14 protein-coding genes are annotated in these 17,338 nt (G+C 59.5%); 6 read left to right on the top strand and 8 right to left on the bottom strand.

Annotated elements, in window-relative coordinates; all coding sequences use genetic code 11:
* Nucleotides 1-6 precede the first annotated feature (6 nt).
* From AC1DCP_RS02390 to AC1DCP_RS02370, 5 genes are all read left to right on the top strand, one after another.
* Nucleotides 7-357 carry a hypothetical protein gene (locus tag AC1DCP_RS02390; protein WP_013635497.1) on the top strand — a complete coding sequence of 117 codons (351 nt, stop codon included), beginning with the start codon at nt 7-9 and terminating at the stop codon, nt 355-357.
* 137 nt (nt 358-494) lie between these two features.
* Nucleotides 495-1,970 carry a glucose-6-phosphate dehydrogenase gene (gene zwf, locus AC1DCP_RS02385; protein WP_038489859.1) on the top strand — a complete coding sequence of 492 codons (1,476 nt, stop codon included), beginning with the start codon at nt 495-497 and terminating at the stop codon, nt 1,968-1,970.
* A 10-nt stretch (nt 1,971-1,980) separates the two neighbouring features.
* Entirely contained in the window at nt 1,981-2,679 is a 699-nt protein-coding gene (gene pgl / locus AC1DCP_RS02380) for a 6-phosphogluconolactonase (protein ID WP_003515141.1), read from the top strand.
* 123 nt (nt 2,680-2,802) lie between these two features.
* Nucleotides 2,803-4,623 carry a phosphogluconate dehydratase gene (gene edd, locus AC1DCP_RS02375; RefSeq protein ID WP_003515140.1) on the top strand — a complete coding sequence of 607 codons (1,821 nt, stop codon included), beginning with the start codon at nt 2,803-2,805 and terminating at the stop codon, nt 4,621-4,623.
* 193 nt (nt 4,624-4,816) lie between these two features.
* Nucleotides 4,817-6,181 (top strand): metallophosphoesterase, encoded by a 1,365-nt coding sequence (locus AC1DCP_RS02370; RefSeq protein WP_065688335.1) that lies wholly within the window; start codon nt 4,817-4,819, stop codon nt 6,179-6,181.
* A gap of 21 nt (nt 6,182-6,202) precedes the next feature.
* Here AC1DCP_RS02370 and AC1DCP_RS02365 read toward each other — a convergent pair whose 3' ends face one another.
* The 6 genes from AC1DCP_RS02365 to AC1DCP_RS02340 all read right to left on the bottom strand — a co-directional run bounded on the left by AC1DCP_RS02365 (nt 6,203) and on the right by AC1DCP_RS02340 (nt 13,259).
* Nucleotides 6,203-6,559, bottom strand: coding sequence for a hypothetical protein (locus tag AC1DCP_RS02365; protein ID WP_034501827.1), 357 nt, complete (start codon nt 6,557-6,559; stop codon nt 6,203-6,205).
* 254 nt (nt 6,560-6,813) lie between these two features.
* A complete protein-coding gene (locus AC1DCP_RS02360; protein ID WP_013635492.1) occupies nt 6,814-7,902 on the bottom strand; it encodes an ABC transporter ATP-binding protein in 1,089 nt (362 codons plus the stop codon).
* Between the two features lie 21 nt (nt 7,903-7,923).
* The gene (gene bglA, locus AC1DCP_RS02355; protein ID WP_065688336.1) at nt 7,924-9,579 is read right to left on the bottom strand and encodes a beta-galactosidase BglA; all 1,656 of its coding nucleotides are present in this window, start codon (nt 9,577-9,579) and stop codon (nt 7,924-7,926) included.
* Nucleotides 9,580-9,615: 36 nt separating this feature from the next.
* The gene (locus tag AC1DCP_RS02350; RefSeq protein WP_065688337.1) at nt 9,616-10,776 is read right to left on the bottom strand and encodes a carbohydrate ABC transporter permease; all 1,161 of its coding nucleotides are present in this window, start codon (nt 10,774-10,776) and stop codon (nt 9,616-9,618) included.
* Between the two features lies 1 nt (nt 10,777).
* Nucleotides 10,778-11,791 (bottom strand): carbohydrate ABC transporter permease, encoded by a 1,014-nt coding sequence (locus AC1DCP_RS02345; protein ID WP_065688338.1) that lies wholly within the window; start codon nt 11,789-11,791, stop codon nt 10,778-10,780.
* A 106-nt stretch (nt 11,792-11,897) separates the two neighbouring features.
* Entirely contained in the window at nt 11,898-13,259 is a 1,362-nt protein-coding gene (locus tag AC1DCP_RS02340) for an ABC transporter substrate-binding protein (RefSeq protein WP_038489846.1), read from the bottom strand.
* 275 nt (nt 13,260-13,534) lie between these two features.
* Between AC1DCP_RS02340 and AC1DCP_RS02335 the strand changes: the two genes are divergently transcribed.
* Complete coding sequence (locus tag AC1DCP_RS02335; RefSeq protein WP_065688339.1) at nt 13,535-14,560, top strand: LacI family DNA-binding transcriptional regulator; 1,026 nt, start codon at nt 13,535-13,537, stop codon at nt 14,558-14,560.
* A 9-nt stretch (nt 14,561-14,569) separates the two neighbouring features.
* Here AC1DCP_RS02335 and folD read toward each other — a convergent pair whose 3' ends face one another.
* Entirely contained in the window at nt 14,570-15,469 is a 900-nt protein-coding gene (folD, locus tag AC1DCP_RS02330; protein WP_038489842.1) for a bifunctional methylenetetrahydrofolate dehydrogenase/methenyltetrahydrofolate cyclohydrolase FolD, read from the bottom strand.
* A 77-nt stretch (nt 15,470-15,546) separates the two neighbouring features.
* Entirely contained in the window at nt 15,547-17,322 is a 1,776-nt protein-coding gene (locus AC1DCP_RS02325) for a GumC domain-containing protein (protein WP_065688340.1), read from the bottom strand.
* Between the last annotated feature and the right edge of the window lie 16 nt (nt 17,323-17,338).

Raw genomic sequence — 17,338 nt, 5'->3', positions numbered from 1 at the left:
GATCTGATGGAAAGACCTAGCGACAGGCTTGTAACGATTGCGACCGGTTACGGGATGGCGGAAACCGCCGTGACGTGTTCGTTTCTGCGCGCCTATGGCATCCACACCACCGTGCCCTCGGCCCATATCGTTTCCGTGAACTGGCATTTGACGGTCGCTTTCGGAGGCATGGAAATCCGGGTGCCGGAGTGGCAGCGGCATGAGGCAAGACTGCTGCTGGACAGTATAGATGCCTCGCACAAGGTCGATGAGCCATCACCGCGATCATGGATGGGGAAAATCGCAGCAATCGTCGTTTTTTTCTTTTTTTCCGTTCCGCCGCCGGCCAAAGGCTTGTTCAAGAACCCTGCTTTCTAGCCGGCATCACTCAATGACAATCGGTACGGGTTTTCGACCCGTGAAACCAAAATTCATAATTTCACATAACTGAGACTGGCATTTTTAAATCGATTAGATTATGGATGCCCCAACCCTTGAAGATCGAGAGTATCGATATGAGCAGTCAGATCATTCCTGTTGAAGCTTTTGATTGTGTCGTTTTCGGCGGCACAGGCGATTTGGCAGAGCGCAAGCTTTTGCCGGCCCTTTATCACCGTCAGGTCGAAGGCCAGTTCACGGAGCCGACCCGTATCATCGGCGCGTCGCGTTCGGTCATGAGCCATGAGGAATATCGCAAATTCGCGCAGGACGCGCTGAAGGAGCATCTGAAGGCGGGCGAATATGATGATGCGCAGGTTGCGCTGTTCCTCAACCGGCTTTTCTACGTTCCCGTCGACGCAAAATCCGGCAACGGATGGGACGTGTTGAAGAAGCTGCTCGATGAGGGCAAGGAGCGCATACGCGCCTTCTATCTCGCTGTTGCGCCCGGCATTTTCGGCGATATCGCCGACAAGATCCGCGAACACAAGCTTATCACCCGCTCGACCCGCATCGTCGTTGAAAAGCCGATCGGCCGCGACCTTGCCTCGGCGCAGGAACTCAACGACACCATCGGCCACGTCTTCAAGGAAGAACAGATCTTCCGCATCGACCACTATCTCGGCAAGGAGACGGTGCAGAACCTGATGGCACTGCGTTTTGCCAACGCGCTTTACGAGCCGCTTTGGAATTCCGCCCATATCGACCACGTGCAGATCACGGTCGCAGAAGCTGTCGGCCTTGAGGGTCGCGCCGGATATTACGATACGGCCGGTGCGTTGCGCGACATGGTGCAGAACCACATTCTGCAATTGCTTTGCCTCGTTGCCATGGAGCCGCCCGCTTCCATGAACGCGGAAGCTGTGCGTGACGAAAAGCTCAAGGTCCTGCGCTCGCTGAAGCCGATCAACACCACCAATGTCGAAAAGCTGACGGTTCGCGGCCAGTACCGCGCCGGCGCTTCCGCAGGCGGCCCGGTGAAAGGTTATCTGGAGGAGCTGGAGGGCGGCGTTTCCAACACGGAAACCTTCGTCGCCATCAAGGCCGAAATCGCCAACTGGCGCTGGGCCGGCGTTCCTTTCTACATTCGCACGGGAAAACGCCTTGCGACCCGCGTTTCGGAAATCGTCGTCACGTTCAAGCAGATCCCGCATTCGATCTTCGACGATGCGGCCGGCAAGATCGAAGCCAACAAGCTGGTCATTCGCCTCCAACCGGACGAAGGCGTCAAGCAGTCGCTGCTCATCAAGGATCCCGGCCCGGGCGGCATGCGTCTGCGTCAGGTCTCGCTGGACATGAGCTTTGCCGAAGCCTTCAATGTGCGCAGCCCCGATGCCTATGAGCGGCTTTTGATGGATACCATCCGCTCCAACCAGACACTGTTCATGCGCCGCGACGAAGTGGAAGCGGCATGGGACTGGGTCGATCCGATCCTCAAGAGCTGGGAAGAACTGGGACAGGGCGTACAGGGTTATACTGCCGGAACCTGGGGTCCGAGCGGCTCGATCGCACTGATCGAGCGCGACGGCCGCACCTGGCACGACGCTGACTGAGGGCGCGGGTATGAGCGAAACAATCCATGTCTTCGACACAGCCGCTGAACTGGCGAAAACCCTGGCGGCGGATGTTGCCGCGCGTCTCGACGCGGCAACGAAAGAATACGGAACGGCAAGCATTGCCGTTTCGGGCGGTTCAACGCCCAAGCTGTTCTTCCAGGCGCTTTCCCATCATGATCTCGACTGGAGCAACATCAGCGTGACGCTGGTGGACGAACGGTTCGTGCCGCCAGAAAGCGAGCGCTCGAACCACCGGCTGGTCAGCGAGAACCTGTTGCAGGACAAGGCGAAGGCGGCCTATTTCGTGCCGCTGTTCCAGCCCGCGGCCTCGCCTGAGGATGCAGCGACGCTTGCGACCGTCAAGACCGAAGCGATCTGCGATCCTTTCGATGTCGTCGTGCTGGGCATGGGAACGGATGGGCATACGGCATCGTTCTTTCCCGGTGGCGACAATCTCTACGAAGCGCTCGACCTTGACGAACCGCGCGGCGTTTTGACCATGGCGGCGGAAACCGCGGGGGAAGAACGGTTGACGTTCAACTTTTCCAGCCTTCACGATGCAGGTTTTCTGGTGCTCCACATCGAAGGTGCAGCAAAAAAGGCGACGCTTGAAAAAGCACAGTCGGGCGAGGATGAGGACGAAATGCCGATCCGCGCCGTGCTGAACCGGGCAGAAACCGCCGTGGATATTTACTGGGCGCCATAACTGGATGCGGTTGCCGCGCAAGCGGCCCCGCGACAGCGCCCGACGACACAAGACGAAAACACGATAACCGGTCCTTCATCTCCCGGAACGCCGGTTCTCGACCAACGAACAGGATGAACGCTCATGTCCGCCGATTCCCGCATTCAGGCCATTACCGCCCGCATCGTCGAACGCTCCAAGCCTTACCGCGAGACCTATCTCGAGCGGCTGCGGCTGCAGGTTTCGAAGGGGGTTCATCGCTCCACTCTCTCCTGCGGTAACCTCGCGCATGGATTTGCTGTCTGTTCCCCCGCCGACAAGGACCTCCTTGCCGGCGACCGGGTTGGCAATCTCGGCATCATCACCGCCTATAACGACATGCTGTCGGCGCACCAGCCCTACGAGACCTTTCCGGCAATCATCCGCGAGGCCGCAGCGCAAGCCGGCGGCGTGGCGCAGGTCGCGGGTGCCGTGCCTGCCATGTGTGACGGCGTAACCCAGGGCCAGCCGGGCATGGAGCTCTCGCTATTCTCCCGTGATGCCATCGCCATGGCTGCCGGCATCGGCCTGTCGCATAACATGTTCGACGCCGCCGTCTATCTCGGTGTCTGCGACAAGATCGTTCCCGGCCTCGTCATCGCAGCGCTTTCCTTCGGTCACCTTCCCTCCATCTTCATCCCCGCTGGGCCTATGACCACCGGCCTGCCGAACGACGAGAAATCCCGCATTCGCCAGCTTTATGCAGAGGGCAAGGTTGGGCGCGCCGAGCTGCTGGAGGCGGAGTCCAAATCCTATCATGGTCCCGGCACCTGCACTTTCTACGGCACGGCGAATTCCAACCAGATGCTGATGGAGATCATGGGTTTCCACATGCCCGGCTCTTCCTTCATCAATCCCGGCACGCCGCTGCGCGACGCGCTGACACGCGAGGCCGCCAAGCGGGCGCTCGCCATCACCGCGCAGGGCAACGAATTCACGCCTGCGGGCGAAATGATCGATGAGCGCTCGATCGTCAACGGCGTCGTTGGCCTGCACGCGACGGGCGGCTCGACCAACCACACCATGCATCTGATCGCCATGGCGCGCGCAGCCGGCATCATCCTCACCTGGCAGGATATTTCCGACCTGTCGGATACCGTGCCGCTGCTTGCCCGCGTTTATCCCAACGGTCTTGCGGATGTGAACCATTTCCACGCCGCAGGCGGCATGGGCTTCCTCATCAAGCAGCTTTTGAAACAGGGCTTCGTGCATGACGATGTCCGCACCGTCTTCGGACAGGGGCTCGAAGCCTACACCGTGGATGCCAAGCTTGACGAAAACGGCGCGGTGACCCGCGAGCCTTCTCCCGAGCAGAGCCACGACCCCAAGGTTCTCGCCAGCATTGAAACGCCGTTCCAGCCGACCGGCGGTTTGAAGATGCTGACCGGCAACCTCGGCAAATCGGTCATCAAGATCTCCGCCGTCAAGCCCGAACGCCATATCATCGAGGCGCCCGCGATCGTCTTTAACGACCAGCAGGAGCTTCAGGATGCCTTCAAGGACGGCAAGCTCAACCGCGATTTCATCGCTGTCGTCCGTTTCCAGGGTCCGAAGGCCAACGGCATGCCGGAACTGCACCGCCTGACACCGCCACTTGGCGTGCTGCAGGATCGCGGCTTCAAGGTGGCGCTGGTAACGGACGGACGCATGTCCGGCGCTTCCGGCAAGGTGCCGGCCGCCATCCATGTCACGCCGGAAGCTTCCGAATGCGGCCCGATCTCGCTCATCCGCGATGGCGACATCATCCGTCTCGACGCCATTTCCGGAACGCTTGAAGTGCTTGTTCCAGCCGCAGAGCTGGCAAAGCGCGAACCGGCGCGCGCCGACCTTTCCGCCAACGAATGGGGCATGGGCCGCGAACTTTTCGCCCCGTTCCGCCGTAATGTCGGCCCTGCCGACCAGGGCGCCAGCGTTCTGTTCCATTGATCGCCCGGAGGCGAAGGCCGGATTCGGCCTCGCCTCCGCACCCTCTTGGCATGACCTGCACAACCCGCGCTGAAACCGCTTTATTTCCCGTCTCTTAAACGCCAAACTTGTCATGCGGCTGTGATGATCGCCCTATAGGGGCTTCTCAGCCAGCCGCGGGACGATCACGCATTTCAAGATGATGGGGCCAGACATGACGATTTTCTCAAGCAAACGCCGTGACGTGCTGAAGCTTATGGCTGGCACCGCCATACTGCCGTTGATGGTGGTGGCAACGCCGGCGGAGGCGCAGGATGTGGCCCTGCGTGCAATCGTGATTTCCGACCTGCATTCGGCCTATGAGCGCATCGGGCAGCTCCTAGCAGCCATAGAAATGCGCATCGCGGCTGACAAGGCACCCAACATTATTCTTCTGAACGGCGACCTGTTCGAAACCGGCAATGCGGTGGCGACACGGTCGTCCGGCGAAATCGAGTGGACGTTCCTCTCGGCGCTCGCCAGGCTCGCGCCCACCGTCATCAATATCGGCAACCATGAACCGGATATCGATAACGACCTCGCCAATTTCGTCCGTCGTGCCCGCGCGCTCGGCATCACCGTGCTGTCCAACATCATCGACAAGCGCAGCGGCGCACCCTATGCACCGGCCAGTGCGGAGGTGAGTGTCGGCGGACGGCCGGTCGTCGTTGCGGGCCTTGCCACCAACGCGATCAATACCTATCCGAAGGCGACGCGTGAGATGCTGGATATTCCGCAGCCTGTGGAATGGGCCAAGGCGAATCTGCCTGCAATCGTCAAGCCGGAGGCGATCAACGTCGTTCTCAGCCACGCCGGTGTCGTTGCCGACCGCGATATCCTGCCGTTGCTGCCCGATGGCACCCTGCTGGTCGGCGGCCACGATCACCTGAACTTCGTGCATGAACAGGGTGCGACGCGCTATGTCCACACGGGCTCATGGTGCACATCCATGGCCATTGGGACGATCGAAGCTTCTGGCAAGGCGCCGACGATCGAGACCGTCGCCATTGACAGCGACGCCCCCTCCTCCCCGGCGCTCAAAGGCCTGATCGAACAGACACTCGACAAACATCTGACGGCAGAAGAGAAGGCGGTTGTCGGCAAAACGGAAAAGGCGATGACAGTTGACGAGGCCGGACGCCGTGTGGCGCAACTGATCGCCACAAAAACCGGCGCGGATGTCGGCTTCATAGGCCACACCTCCTTCGGCGCTGGTTTGCCAAAGGGTGATATCCGCCGGTACGATTTCAACGCCTCTCTGCGTTTCGACGGCAAGCTGATGGTAACGGAAGTGGATGGCGAAGCGCTTGCGCAAATCCTCAAGCGCTGCAACCAGGACGGCGACATTCCGCTTGCTGACCGCACCGGCGATTATCTTTACGCCATGCCGGAAAAACCGGTCACAAGAGAGCGATACAAACTGGTCTGCAACGACTGGTCCGCCACCAACCAGAAATCCTATTTCGGCCGCAGCGATCTTGCCTTTGCGGAAGTGCCGGATGTGAAGCTGAAGCAGACGGTTCTGGGGGGGCTTTCCTGAAGCCGGAGATTCTCCAGCCCCTCAGAAAGACCGGATATCGAGCTTCCGGTCCTTATGCGCCGGATGCGTGCTGAACACGAAAATGCGGTCGAGTTCCTTTTGCGTCAACATGCGCAGGAAACGGACGTGGATCGTATTGTTGGCGTTGACGCGCAACATAACGCAGCCGATCTTGGTGATGCGGGCGTCGGGAATATCCAGATAGAACTGGTTCGGAAGATTGTATTTCGTCAGCAGCGCCAGTACGGCCTCGGTCTGGGAAATGCGAATGACGTCGCAACGGCGAGCGGCCATATGCATGACGGCCTTCTCGGTATATTCGATGCGCGCCGCATTCATGGTGTCTTCCATGCGAAACCGGCCTTCGCGGTCGTACATGAAGGATTCTTCCTTGGTCAGGTAACTGTTCTTGATAACACCCGCACTGCTCTGCACGCCCTGACCTCCATGCTCTTTCTACGTCTCCAAGATTAAAACGTAGTCTTTAACAATTCATATCAGCGTCACCTTAAACAGACCGAAGACGGAACATTTTTGGCATTTTTCCACAGCGGTAAAATATCATGAAAAAACCCCGGAACGGGACGTTCCGGGGCATGTTTCCTGAAGCTCACCGGCCATTGTCTCCGCAACTATCTGCGGTAGTTCTTGCCCTCGGCATCAAAGAGATGGAGCTTTGCCTGCGGTGCCGCAAAACGCAGGGTCTGACCCTTGGCGACGGATACGATGCCCGGTACCTTGACGATGATCGGCTCCTGCCCCTTCGGCGCTTCGAGATAAAGCAGGGTCACTTCACCGAGAGCCTCGACGATCGCGACTTTTCCCTCGAAAAGATAATCGTCGCCGGTGACGATGCTCAAATCCTCCGGCCGGACACCGAAGCTCGCGGCCTTGCCCTGCTCGGTTGCAGGCGTGGGAACGACGATGTTCAGCGTCTTGCCTCCGGCAAGTTCGATCGAAGTCCGCTCTCCGGTTACGGCAATTTTTGCCGCAATGATGTTCATGGCGGGCGAGCCGATGAACCGCGCCACGAAGAGGTTGGCGGGGTTTTCGTAAAGTTCCAGCGGCGGGCCGACCTGTTCCACACGACCCGCATTCAAAACGACGATACGGTCGGCCAGCGTCATCGCCTCCACCTGATCGTGGGTGACGTAGATCATCGTCGTGTCTGCCATCTGCTCATTGAGCTTGGCGATCTCGATGCGGGTTGCGACGCGCAGCGCGGCATCGAGGTTCGACAGGGGTTCGTCGAACAGGAACACCTTGGGATTGCGGCAAATGGCACGGCCGATGGCGACGCGCTGGCGCTGGCCGCCAGAAAGAGCCTTGGGCAAACGCTCCAGATATTGCGTCAGCTGCAGGATTTCAGCGGCGGCGCGCACGCGACGGTCGATCTCCTGACGGTTCTCCTTGGCGATCTTCATGCCGAAGGCCATGTTATCGTAAACAGTCATATGCGGATAAAGCGCATAGGACTGGAACACCATGGCAATGCCCCGACGCGAGGGCGGGATTTCATTGACCAGCTGGCCGTCGATGAACATCTCGCCGCCGGTGATTTCCTCCAGACCCGCAATCATGCGCAGCAACGTCGATTTCCCGCAGCCGGACGGCCCGACGAAAACGATGAATTCGCCCTGTTCGATCTCCAGATCGATGCCGTGCAGGACTTTTACCTGCCCGTATGATTTGCGGATATCCTTGAGAACGAGACTTGTCATGGGTTGTTCCTCCCTGCTCTATCAGGCGTAACGGGCGAAGAAAGCGCCCCATGCCGGAAGTTCTACGCTTCTGCCGTCCACACCGCTTGCAAAGCCGTGGCCTTCGAGAACCTCCCAGTTCCCTTCCGGCAGCGTCGCCTTTGCTGACGTCGCGGACAGATTGAAGAGGCACAGAACGGTTTCGTTGCCGAGCGTGCGGATGTAGCTCAGCACATCGCCCTCCACTGGCTGGAATTCGATGCCGCCCTTGGCAAAGGCGGGATGCTTTTTGCGGAAGGAAAGGAAGCGGCGGTAATGCTCCAGCACGGATGCCTCATTGCCCTGCTGGGCGCTGACGGCACGCTGCTTGTGTTCGGCCGGAATGGGCAGCCAGGTCTTGTCCGAGGTCGAAAAGCCGGCCTGCGCATGGCCCGCATCCCACACCATCGGTGTGCGGCAACCGTCGCGGCCCTTAAATTCCGGCCAGAACTGGATGCCGTAGGGGTCCTGCAAATCCTCAAAAGCAATATCGGCTTCAGTAAGGCCCAGCTCTTCACCCTCATAGATGCAGACGGAGCCGCGCTGCGTCATCAACAACGCCGAGAGCACCTTGGCGAAAGCATCCTTATCCTCGACATGCTCGCCCCAGCGGCTGACATGGCGAACGACATCGTGGTTGGAGAAAGCCCAGCAGGCCCAGCCTTCCGGTGCGGCCCTGGCAAAATCCGCCTGCACGTCGGCAACACGCTGCGGCGTGAGCGCATCCGGCGCCAGGAATTCGAAGGCGTAACACATCTGCATCTTGTCGTCGCCGGAGGTGTATTCACCGACGATTTCGAGCCCGCGCTGGCTGTCGCCCACTTCTCCGACGGCGGCGATATCCGGAAACTCGTCCAGCACGGCGCGGAAGCGTTTCAGGAAAGCGATGTTTTCGGGGCGGTTCTTGTCGTAGAGATGTTCCTGGAAATTGTAGGGATTGACCGCAGGTGCCGTGGAGGCGTTGCGGCGCTCCGGCGCCAGCGCCGGGTTGTCGCGCAATTCCAGATCATGGAAATAGAAGTTGATGGTATCGAGGCGGAAACCATCGACGCCGCGCTTCAGCCAGAAGCGGGTGATATTGAGCAGTTCTTCCTGCACTTCCGGATTATGCAGGTTCAGATCCGGCTGCGAGGTCAGGAAGTTGTGCATGTAATATTGCATGCGGGTGGGGTCCCACTGCCAGCCGGAGCCGCCGAAGATCGACAGCCAGTTGTTGGGCGGCGTGCCATCCGGCTTGCTGTCCGACCAGACATACCAGTCCGATTTCGGATTGTTGCGGCTGGCGCGGCTTTCCACGAACCACGGATGCTGGTCAGACGTGTGCGACATGACGAGGTCGATCATGACGCGGATGCCCAGACGGTGCGCTTCCGCGATCAACCCGTCGAAATCGGCAAGCGTGCCGAACATCGGATCGACATCGACATAATTCGAGACGTCATAACCGAAATCCTTCATTGGCGAGGTGAAGAAGGGCGAAATCCAGATTGCGTCGGCACCGAGACCGGCAATATGCGCCAACCGGTCGGTGATGCCCTTGAGATCGCCGATGCCGTCGCCATTGGAGTCCTGATAGGAGCGCGGGTAGATCTGATAGATCACGGCGCCGCGCCACCAATCCTTGTTGGGCGTCAAAGCGGAAGTCACCGGAGCGGTCATAGTCTCATCCTGTCTGGTATGGGCGTTCATGGATAATCAGCCTCCCTTGACGGAGCCTGATAGCAGGCCACGCACGAGATAACGTTGAAGGGCAAAGAAGACGCCGAGCGGCACGACAATGGTAACGAAGGCCGAGGCGGTGAGGATTTCCCAGTTGCCGCCGCGCGAACCGAGCAGCGCGTTCAAAGCACCGGTCAGCACCAGCTCATCCTTCTGCGTGCCGAGGAAGACCATGGCGACGAGCAGGTCGTTCCAGGTCCACAGGAACTGGAAGATGGCGAAGGAGGCGAGCGCCGGGAAGGACAGCGGCAGGATGATCTTGACGAAGATTTCGAAATCGCTCGCGCCGTCGACACGCGCACTTTCGATGATCTCTTTCGGCAGGCCGGAAATGTAGTTGCGCAACAGGTAGATGGCGAGCGGCAGACCGAAGGCGGTGTGCGCCAGCCAGATGCCGGCATAGGTCTTGGACGGTACGCCGAAGATATTGCCGATTTCGTTGTAGAGTTTCAGGAGCGGTATCAGCGACATCTGCAACGGTACGACGATTAGGCCCACCACCATCGCAATCAGAAAATTGCGGCCGGAAAAGCTCATCCATGACAGCGCATAGGCGGCAAAGGCGGCGATGAGGATCGGAATGACGGTTGCCGGCACGGCGACTGTCAGCGAGTTGACGAAAGACTGGCCGATGCCTTCCGAGGTCAGGACGGTTCGATAATTGTCGAGTGTGAAGACCGGCGGTGTCGCGACGGAAATATAGACGCGCTTGCCGCGAGAGCCCTCGAAGCTTGAGGCCTTGCTGTATTCATAGGTGCCATCGGTGTTGACGAGCAGCGTTTCCCCGTCGCCGGTATCTGCCGCTTCACCGGCTTTGAAGGCCGTCGGCTCCTGCACGCGAACGCCGAAGGCTGCAACCTTGCCCCCCTGTCCGCTTTCAAAAACATTACCTGATATGACGTAGCGGTTCCCGTCCTGCTTCTGCACGGCAGCGTCGGCAAGGCGAACCGCCGCGGTCTGCTCGGAACTGGAAAAGGCCGTCCACCAGCCCGACACGGTGATCTGGTCCTTGTCGCGCAGGGAACTTACGAGAATACCGAGTGTGGGCAGAAGCCAGAGAAGCACGACGACCAGCACGCTGGCATGGACGATGAGGCGCGGCAGGCCGACGCGGCGCAGACGTTTTACGATATTCATCTCAGCGGCCCTCCATCTCACGGTTCGCTTGGCGGATGTTCCAGACCATGATTGGGGTGACCGCCGCCATGATGATGAGCGCTATGACCGCACTTCGGCCACTGTCACCGCCGCCGCGGAACATCCAGTCGAACATGAGGTTGGCGAGAACCATGGTGTTCCACTGACCGTTGGTCATGGTCAGCACGATGTCGAAAACCTTGAGAACGAGAATGGTGATCGTCGTCCAGACGACGGCGATAGTGCCCCAGATTTGCGGGACCATGATCTTCCAGAAGATCTGCCAGCCATTGGCGCCATCGATGACGGCCGCTTCGATTGTCTCTTCCGGAATGCCGCGCAGCGCTGCCGACAGGATGACCATGGCAAAGCCGGTCTGAATCCAGATGAGGATGACCATCAGGAAAAAGTTGTTCCAGAAGGGCATGGAAATCCACACCTCCGGGCTGCCGCCGAAAAACTCGACGACGGCGTTGAGGAGGCCGATCTGCACCTGACCTTCAGCGCGATACTCGTAAATGAATTTCCAGATGACGGAGGCACCGACGAAGGAGATCGCCATCGGCATGAAGACGATGGATTTGGCGATGTTGCCCCACCAGATGCGGTCGGTCATGACGGCAATAACGAGGCCGAAGAAGGTGCAGGCGGCCGGCACCACGGCCAGCCAGAGGATGTTGTTGAAGATCGATTGCCTGAAGCCGGCATCGAAAAATGCCCAGCGATAATTGGCAAGACCTACGAATTCGGCGCCGATCCGGTCATAGAACGAGAGGATGAGCGTCGCGATGACGGGATAGACCAGATAGACGAGAAGAAGGAGAAGAGCGGGGCCGATGAACAGCCAGGGCCTGACCGACGCGCGGCGGTTGAGGTTGCGGGACGCCTGCAACACGTCTCCCGAGCGGACGGGAAAGATTACCTGCAACAGTTTGTCGGATAGCCAATAATAGGCAGCGCAGGCAAAAACGCCGGCCACCATGACGCCGATGGCAGAAACGAGTTGTTGAGCCATGTTCCCTCCCTTGATCCTCTCCGCGCCGCGCTGATTTTATGCGGTCGACGGCCGTTCCGTTGGCAAAGGCCCGGCGGCATCACCGCCGGGCCAAGCTCTGTTGAGGTTACTTCAGGCCGTCCCAGGCCTTCTGGATATCGGCAGCGACCTGATCGGCCGACTTGCCGCCGACGAAATCGATCATGCCGGTCCAGAATGCACCCGCGCCGATCTTGCCCGGCATCAGGTCGGAACCGTCAAAGCCGAAGGTGGTCGCGGAGGTGAGGATTTCACCCTGGCGCTTCATCTGCTCATTGGCATAGGTATCGACATTCACACCCTTATACGGCGTCAGGAAGCTGGACTGTGCCATCCAGACTTCGTGGGCGATCGGGGTTTTCAGGAAATCGACGAAAGCCTTGGCGGCGGGCGCTTCCTTGGTGATGGTGACGAGCGTGCCGGCGCCCAGAACCGGCTTGCCGAGTTCAGGCTTTGCGGCATAGGTCGGCATATAGAAGAAATCCACATCCGTTCCGACCTTAGTACCATCAGGGAAGAAGGACGGCACGAAGGACGCTTGATGGTGGAGGTAGCACTTCGGCGGAATGTCGAAGAGACCCTTCGGGCTGTCGCGGAAGTCGGTGGAGGCGACAGCCGCAACGCCGCCGCTGACATATTTTTCGTTCTTGGCGAATTTGCCGAATTCATTGATTGCCGCAACGACGGCCGGATCGGTGAACTTCACCTCGTTCGTCGTCCATTTCTGATAGACGTCGAGTGGCTGCGTGCGCAGCATCAGGTCTTCCACCCAGTCCGTTGCCGGCCAGCCGGTCGCACCGCCGGAACCGAGGCCGATGCACCAGGGTGTGCCGCCATCGGCAACGATCTGGTCCGTCAGCTTGAACAGGTCTTCCATGCTCTCGGGCACTTTATAGCCCGCTTCCTCGAAGTTCTCAGGTACGTACCAGACGAGCGACTTCACGTCGGCCTTGAAGGGAAATGCAAAGTAAGCCTTGTTGCCGTCCTTGCCCTTGTAGCTGCCGAGATCAACCCAGGACTGGCCAGCGCCGTAATTGTCCTTGACCCAGCTTGCGGTCTCATCGCCGAGCGGAACCAGAAAACCCTTGGCGGCGAGATCGGCCAGAAGACCGGGCTGCGGCAGGATGGCGATGTTGGGCGGAGAACCCGCCTGCGTATCGATGACGATCTGCTGTTCGTAGTTTTCCGAGGAGGAATAGCGGACGTTCACGCCGGTCGCGTCGGAGAAATAGGCCAGCACCGTCTGGAACAGCGCCTCGTCCTCACCGCGCCAGGGCCCGAAAATCGTCAGCGTCTGACCTTTCAGATCGGCATGGGCCGCCTTGAAGTCTTCGTAGCTTTTCCAGTTGAACTTGGCATCCTGACCGGGCGCGAATTTCAGATCGGCGGCAAAGGCCGAACCCGACAGCAGCACTATAGAAGCCGCCGTCGCCAAAAAGGTCTTCTGCATGTGATTTACCTCCCATCACATAAAAGGCTCAAAGCATCTCCCATAAATCAAAGCGCTTTGGCTGCCTATTCATCTCATTGTCATTGAGAAGGAGTCAAGAGGCTCTTTCGCTGGACATGCCGCATTGTCGTATGAATAGTCATACTTACTTAGAAAGGCGGCTATCGTTTTCGATTGAGAAAACCGGCAGGGACTGGTAAAAAACTAAAGCGCTTTGGGAGTTAGAGGAGAGGCTTTTGCCATTTCCGATGCGCGCGCATGGAGGAAAAACAGACATGAACCTGAAACAGTTGTCGCAACTGCTGGGGATTTCTCAGACAACCGTCAGCAGAGCGCTCAACGGATATCCCGAGGTGAGCGCAGAGACGCGCCGCCGCGTCATGGAAGCCGCCGAAAAGACCGGATATCGCCCGAATGCCGCGGCGCAACGGTTGGCGACCGGCAAGGTCGGCTCCATCGGACTGGTCATGCCGGTTGGCGAGCACCACCGCTCGGATGTGCATTTCGGCGAATTCCTGAGCGGTCTAGGCGAAGAAGCGGCTCGCAGCGGATTTCACCTCGTCATCACGCCCACGGAGCCGGAAAAGGAACGGGAAGCCCTGCGGGGGCTGGCGGCGAGCGGCGGCGTTGATGGCATCTACCTCGCCTATATGAAGAAGAACGACGCCCGCATCGCCATGATGCAATCGCTTTCCCTGCCCTTCCTCGTCCATGGCCGCTCCATCGGCGTGGAAGAGGATTATCCCTTTCTCGACGTGGACAATGAGGCCGCATTTCGCGATGCGACCCAGCTGCTGCTTCAGCTTGGCCACAAGCGGATCGGGCTTCTGAACGGGCCGGAGGGCTACGACTTCACCTTCCGCCGCTGTCTCGGGGTGGAAAAAGCGCTGACGGCAAACGGGCTGACATTGCGCCCGGAAAATACAAGACACAGCAGCATGACCGACGAGGAGGGTTATCTCGGCATGGAAGCGCTGTTGTCACAGCCGGAAAGACCAACCGCCATTGTATGCGCCAGTACCGCATTGGCACTCGGCGTGATCCGCTCGCTCAACCAGCGCGGCTTGAAACCGGGCAAGGATATTTCGCTGATTGCCCATGACGATGTGTTGCCGCTGTTGAAGCCCGACAATTTCTCGGTGCCGCTCACCACCACCCGCTCATCCCTGCGGGCGGCGGGGGTGCGTGTCGGGCAGCGCCTGATCAACCGGATCAAGCTTAACCAGACCGAACCTCATCAGGAACTCTGGAAGGCGGAACTTGTCGTCCGCGCTTCCACAGGACCGGCTCCGAAAGAGTAACTACCGATTTCAGAACTTCGGTGCGGTCTTTCCAAGCGCGCGATAGGCGGCAATGACGGTGTTGGCCATCAACATGGCAATCGTCATCGGGCCTACGCCGCCCGGAACGGGGGTGATGGCAGCAGCGACTGCGCTTGCCTCATCATAGGCGACGTCACCGACCAGCTTCGATTTGCCTTCACCCTTTTCCGGAGCGGGAATGCGGTTGATGCCGACATCGATGACGGTGGCGCCGGGCTTTACCCAATCGCCCTTCACCATTGCCGCGCGACCCACCGCCGCCACGAGAATATCGGCCGTCTTGCAGACGGTGGCGAGATCCTTGGTGCGCGAATGCGCCATCGTCACCGTGGCATTGGCGTTCAGGAGAAGCTGGCCCATCGGCTTGCCGAAGAGGTTGGAGCGGCCGATGACCACGGCGTTCAGGCCGGAAAGATCTTCGCCGTGAATGCTGCGCACCAGAAGCATGGCGCCGGCTGGCGTGCAGGAGATGAGGCCGGTTGCGAGATCGCCGGTCGCCAGCTTGCCGGCGTTCAGCACGCTCAGGCCATCCACATCCTTCTCGGGCAGGATCGACTGGATGATCTCATCGGAATTGAAGTGTTTCGGCAAAGGAAGCTGTACCAGAATGCCGTGGATGGAAGCATCGGCGTTCAGTTCGCCGACCAACTTAAGAAGCTGATCTTGAGTTGTTTCTTCCGGCAGCGTGTGCTGAACGGAATTGAAACCGCATTGCTTGGCTGTCTTGCTTTTGGAATTCACGTAAGCGTGGCTGGCCGGATCGTTGCCGACGATGACAACCGCCAGACCGGGCTTCACACCCTGTTCCGCCTCAAGCGTTTCTGCCGATTTGCGGACCGCCTCCGTTACCGAAGCCGCCTTTGCCTTTCCGTCAATCACAACTGCCATGCGTCCTGCTCCTGCTGGATTACGTTGGCCCCGTATGGTGCCGACTTTGCAGGAATGCAAGCAAAAATGCAGCTTCGTCAGGCAGTTTTGCGGTAGTCGTTGCGATGCTCGGCGTAATCGGCGAGGCGCTCCCTCAAGAGCGCCAACTCGCGTCTCAATTCCGCCAATTCCTCGGCTTCGGCCTGCTCATGATCGAAATGCCCGGCAAGGGCTTCACTGAGCAAGGGCGGCAGCTCCGGTGTCGTCTGGGGGGTATTCCTGACGGTGCGGTTGCCCATCAGAACCTGCCGCACACGCTCGTCCAGCGGAATGTCATCGGTATCGAATCCGCTATCGTTCGCCGCCCCGGCGTAATAGTCCGCGAACTCAGCCTCCGGCTCGAATTCGCTATCCGCGGCCAGTTCTTCCAGATCATCGAACACATCCGGCTCGATCGGCTCGAACTCGGGAAACTGCATGAATTGCTCAGGCGCTTTTTCGGAGGGCAGAACATGCGCATCATCAAAGACGAGTGCCTCCTCCTCGTCATGGCGACGGTAGCTCAGGAGATACAGGCTGCCCAACAGGCCGAGCAACGCGCCACCGCCTGCCAGCATCGCGGCTTGTGTGAGGTCGCGCGACAATTCGCCTGGTCCGGCCTTCCTGGTGAGGCGGGTCTCAACGGCGGTTGTGGTGGATGAGGACATGTCCCGACGCTCGCTCGCCTCAAGATAGGCATTTCGCGCCGTTTCCAGTTCACCCTGCAATCTGGAGAATTCGCCGGGCGTGACACCAAGGCTGCTCAGGCGGTCGAGATGTTTCGTTCGTTCGGCGTTCGCGGTTGCAACTTCCTGTGCGACGCGCTTCTCATCGGCGCGCAAGCCATCGACCAGCTGACGCAATGCGGGAGCGACAAGCGCCTGCACGGCGTCTACGGCATTCTGGGCGGCGATGCGGCGGGGATGTTTCGGGCCGTAATCGATCGAGACTCCTGAAAGCGCCATGCTGGCACTTGCATGTCTTTGCCTGATGTCCTCAAGCACAGAGAAAGCAGCGCCTGACGGCAGGGGCTTTGACAATACCTCATTCGGCTTGAGGCCGGTGGCCACCGCCAAATCCGTCTGAAGCGACTGCTGCTGCTGGGTCGTCCCCGCAAGGCTGTCATTGAGGTCGCGCAATTGCTGCTCGAGTTGCTGCACTTCCGCCAGGACGGTCTCGCCGTGGCGCATCTGGAAACCGTTCAAGGCGGCTTCCGCCTCGTCCAACCGGGTGCGCGCCCGCTCCGTCTCGCGCATGGCGGGTGTCATGGTGCCGGCCTTGCCATCCGCAATGACACGCATCGAAAGATAATCCGTAAGCCGCATCGCGGTTTCCGGCGTCGCTGCCTTCGAGGTTACGATCAGCGTGTTTTCATCCGGCGTCAGTTCCAGACGGATCGCCTCGCCCACAGCACCGTTCAATGCTTCACGCGGGGAAAGCGAACGGGTATCCGCCCCGGTCAAAAGGTCGAAAAGCAGGCCAAGTTCGCCCTGATTGCGAACGCCGACCATGTCGGCGGGCTTCAATTTGAGGTCGCCCGTTATACGGTCCAGACCGGACGGAGAAAGCAGGGTGCGGCGGGCCATGGCAAGAAAGCGTGCCGCGTCGGGTGCATCGTAGCCGGTCTGGGTAACCTCGACATGCGCCTGCGAAACATATCCGCGAAAACCGGAATCGATGAGCAGCAGCGGAAGTGCAGCCCCCACAACGGTGGCAGCGGCTACGCAACCGGCTGTCAGAAGCCGCAGACAATGTTTGCGAAATTGCGACGCAGGCACGGCAACACCATCCTCATCAGGGCGCGTCGCCATCATATCGGGACTGTGATCAACCATCTGAAGCCGTCTGCCA

Source organism: Agrobacterium sp. 10T429 (assembly GCF_056393925.1).
This window is presented reverse-complemented; position numbering and strand designations above follow the sequence as displayed.

Excerpts from the sequence above, each read along its gene's own strand:
- AC1DCP_RS02350 (WP_065688337.1), bottom strand. The coding sequence starts at position 10,776 with ATGAATATCGTAAAACGTCTGCGCCGCGTCGGCCTGCCGCGCCTCATC.
- AC1DCP_RS02340 (WP_038489846.1), bottom strand. The coding sequence starts at position 13,259 with ATGCAGAAGACCTTTTTGGCGACGGCGGCTTCTATAGTGCTGCTGTCG.
- AC1DCP_RS02390 (WP_013635497.1), top strand. The coding sequence starts at position 7 with ATGGAAAGACCTAGCGACAGGCTTGTAACGATTGCGACCGGTTACGGG.
- zwf (WP_038489859.1), top strand. The coding sequence starts at position 495 with ATGAGCAGTCAGATCATTCCTGTTGAAGCTTTTGATTGTGTCGTTTTC.
- folD (WP_038489842.1), bottom strand. The coding sequence starts at position 15,469 with ATGGCAGTTGTGATTGACGGAAAGGCAAAGGCGGCTTCGGTAACGGAG.
- AC1DCP_RS02370 (WP_065688335.1), top strand. The coding sequence starts at position 4,817 with ATGACGATTTTCTCAAGCAAACGCCGTGACGTGCTGAAGCTTATGGCT.
- AC1DCP_RS02325 (WP_065688340.1), bottom strand. The coding sequence starts at position 17,322 with ATGGTTGATCACAGTCCCGATATGATGGCGACGCGCCCTGATGAGGAT.
- pgl (WP_003515141.1), top strand. The coding sequence starts at position 1,981 with ATGAGCGAAACAATCCATGTCTTCGACACAGCCGCTGAACTGGCGAAA.
- AC1DCP_RS02360 (WP_013635492.1), bottom strand. The coding sequence starts at position 7,902 with ATGACAAGTCTCGTTCTCAAGGATATCCGCAAATCATACGGGCAGGTA.
- bglA (WP_065688336.1), bottom strand. The coding sequence starts at position 9,579 with ATGACCGCTCCGGTGACTTCCGCTTTGACGCCCAACAAGGATTGGTGG.
- AC1DCP_RS02345 (WP_065688338.1), bottom strand. The coding sequence starts at position 11,791 with ATGGCTCAACAACTCGTTTCTGCCATCGGCGTCATGGTGGCCGGCGTT.
- AC1DCP_RS02335 (WP_065688339.1), top strand. The coding sequence starts at position 13,535 with ATGAACCTGAAACAGTTGTCGCAACTGCTGGGGATTTCTCAGACAACC.
- edd (WP_003515140.1), top strand. The coding sequence starts at position 2,803 with ATGTCCGCCGATTCCCGCATTCAGGCCATTACCGCCCGCATCGTCGAA.
- AC1DCP_RS02365 (WP_034501827.1), bottom strand. The coding sequence starts at position 6,559 with ATGTACGACCGCGAAGGCCGGTTTCGCATGGAAGACACCATGAATGCG.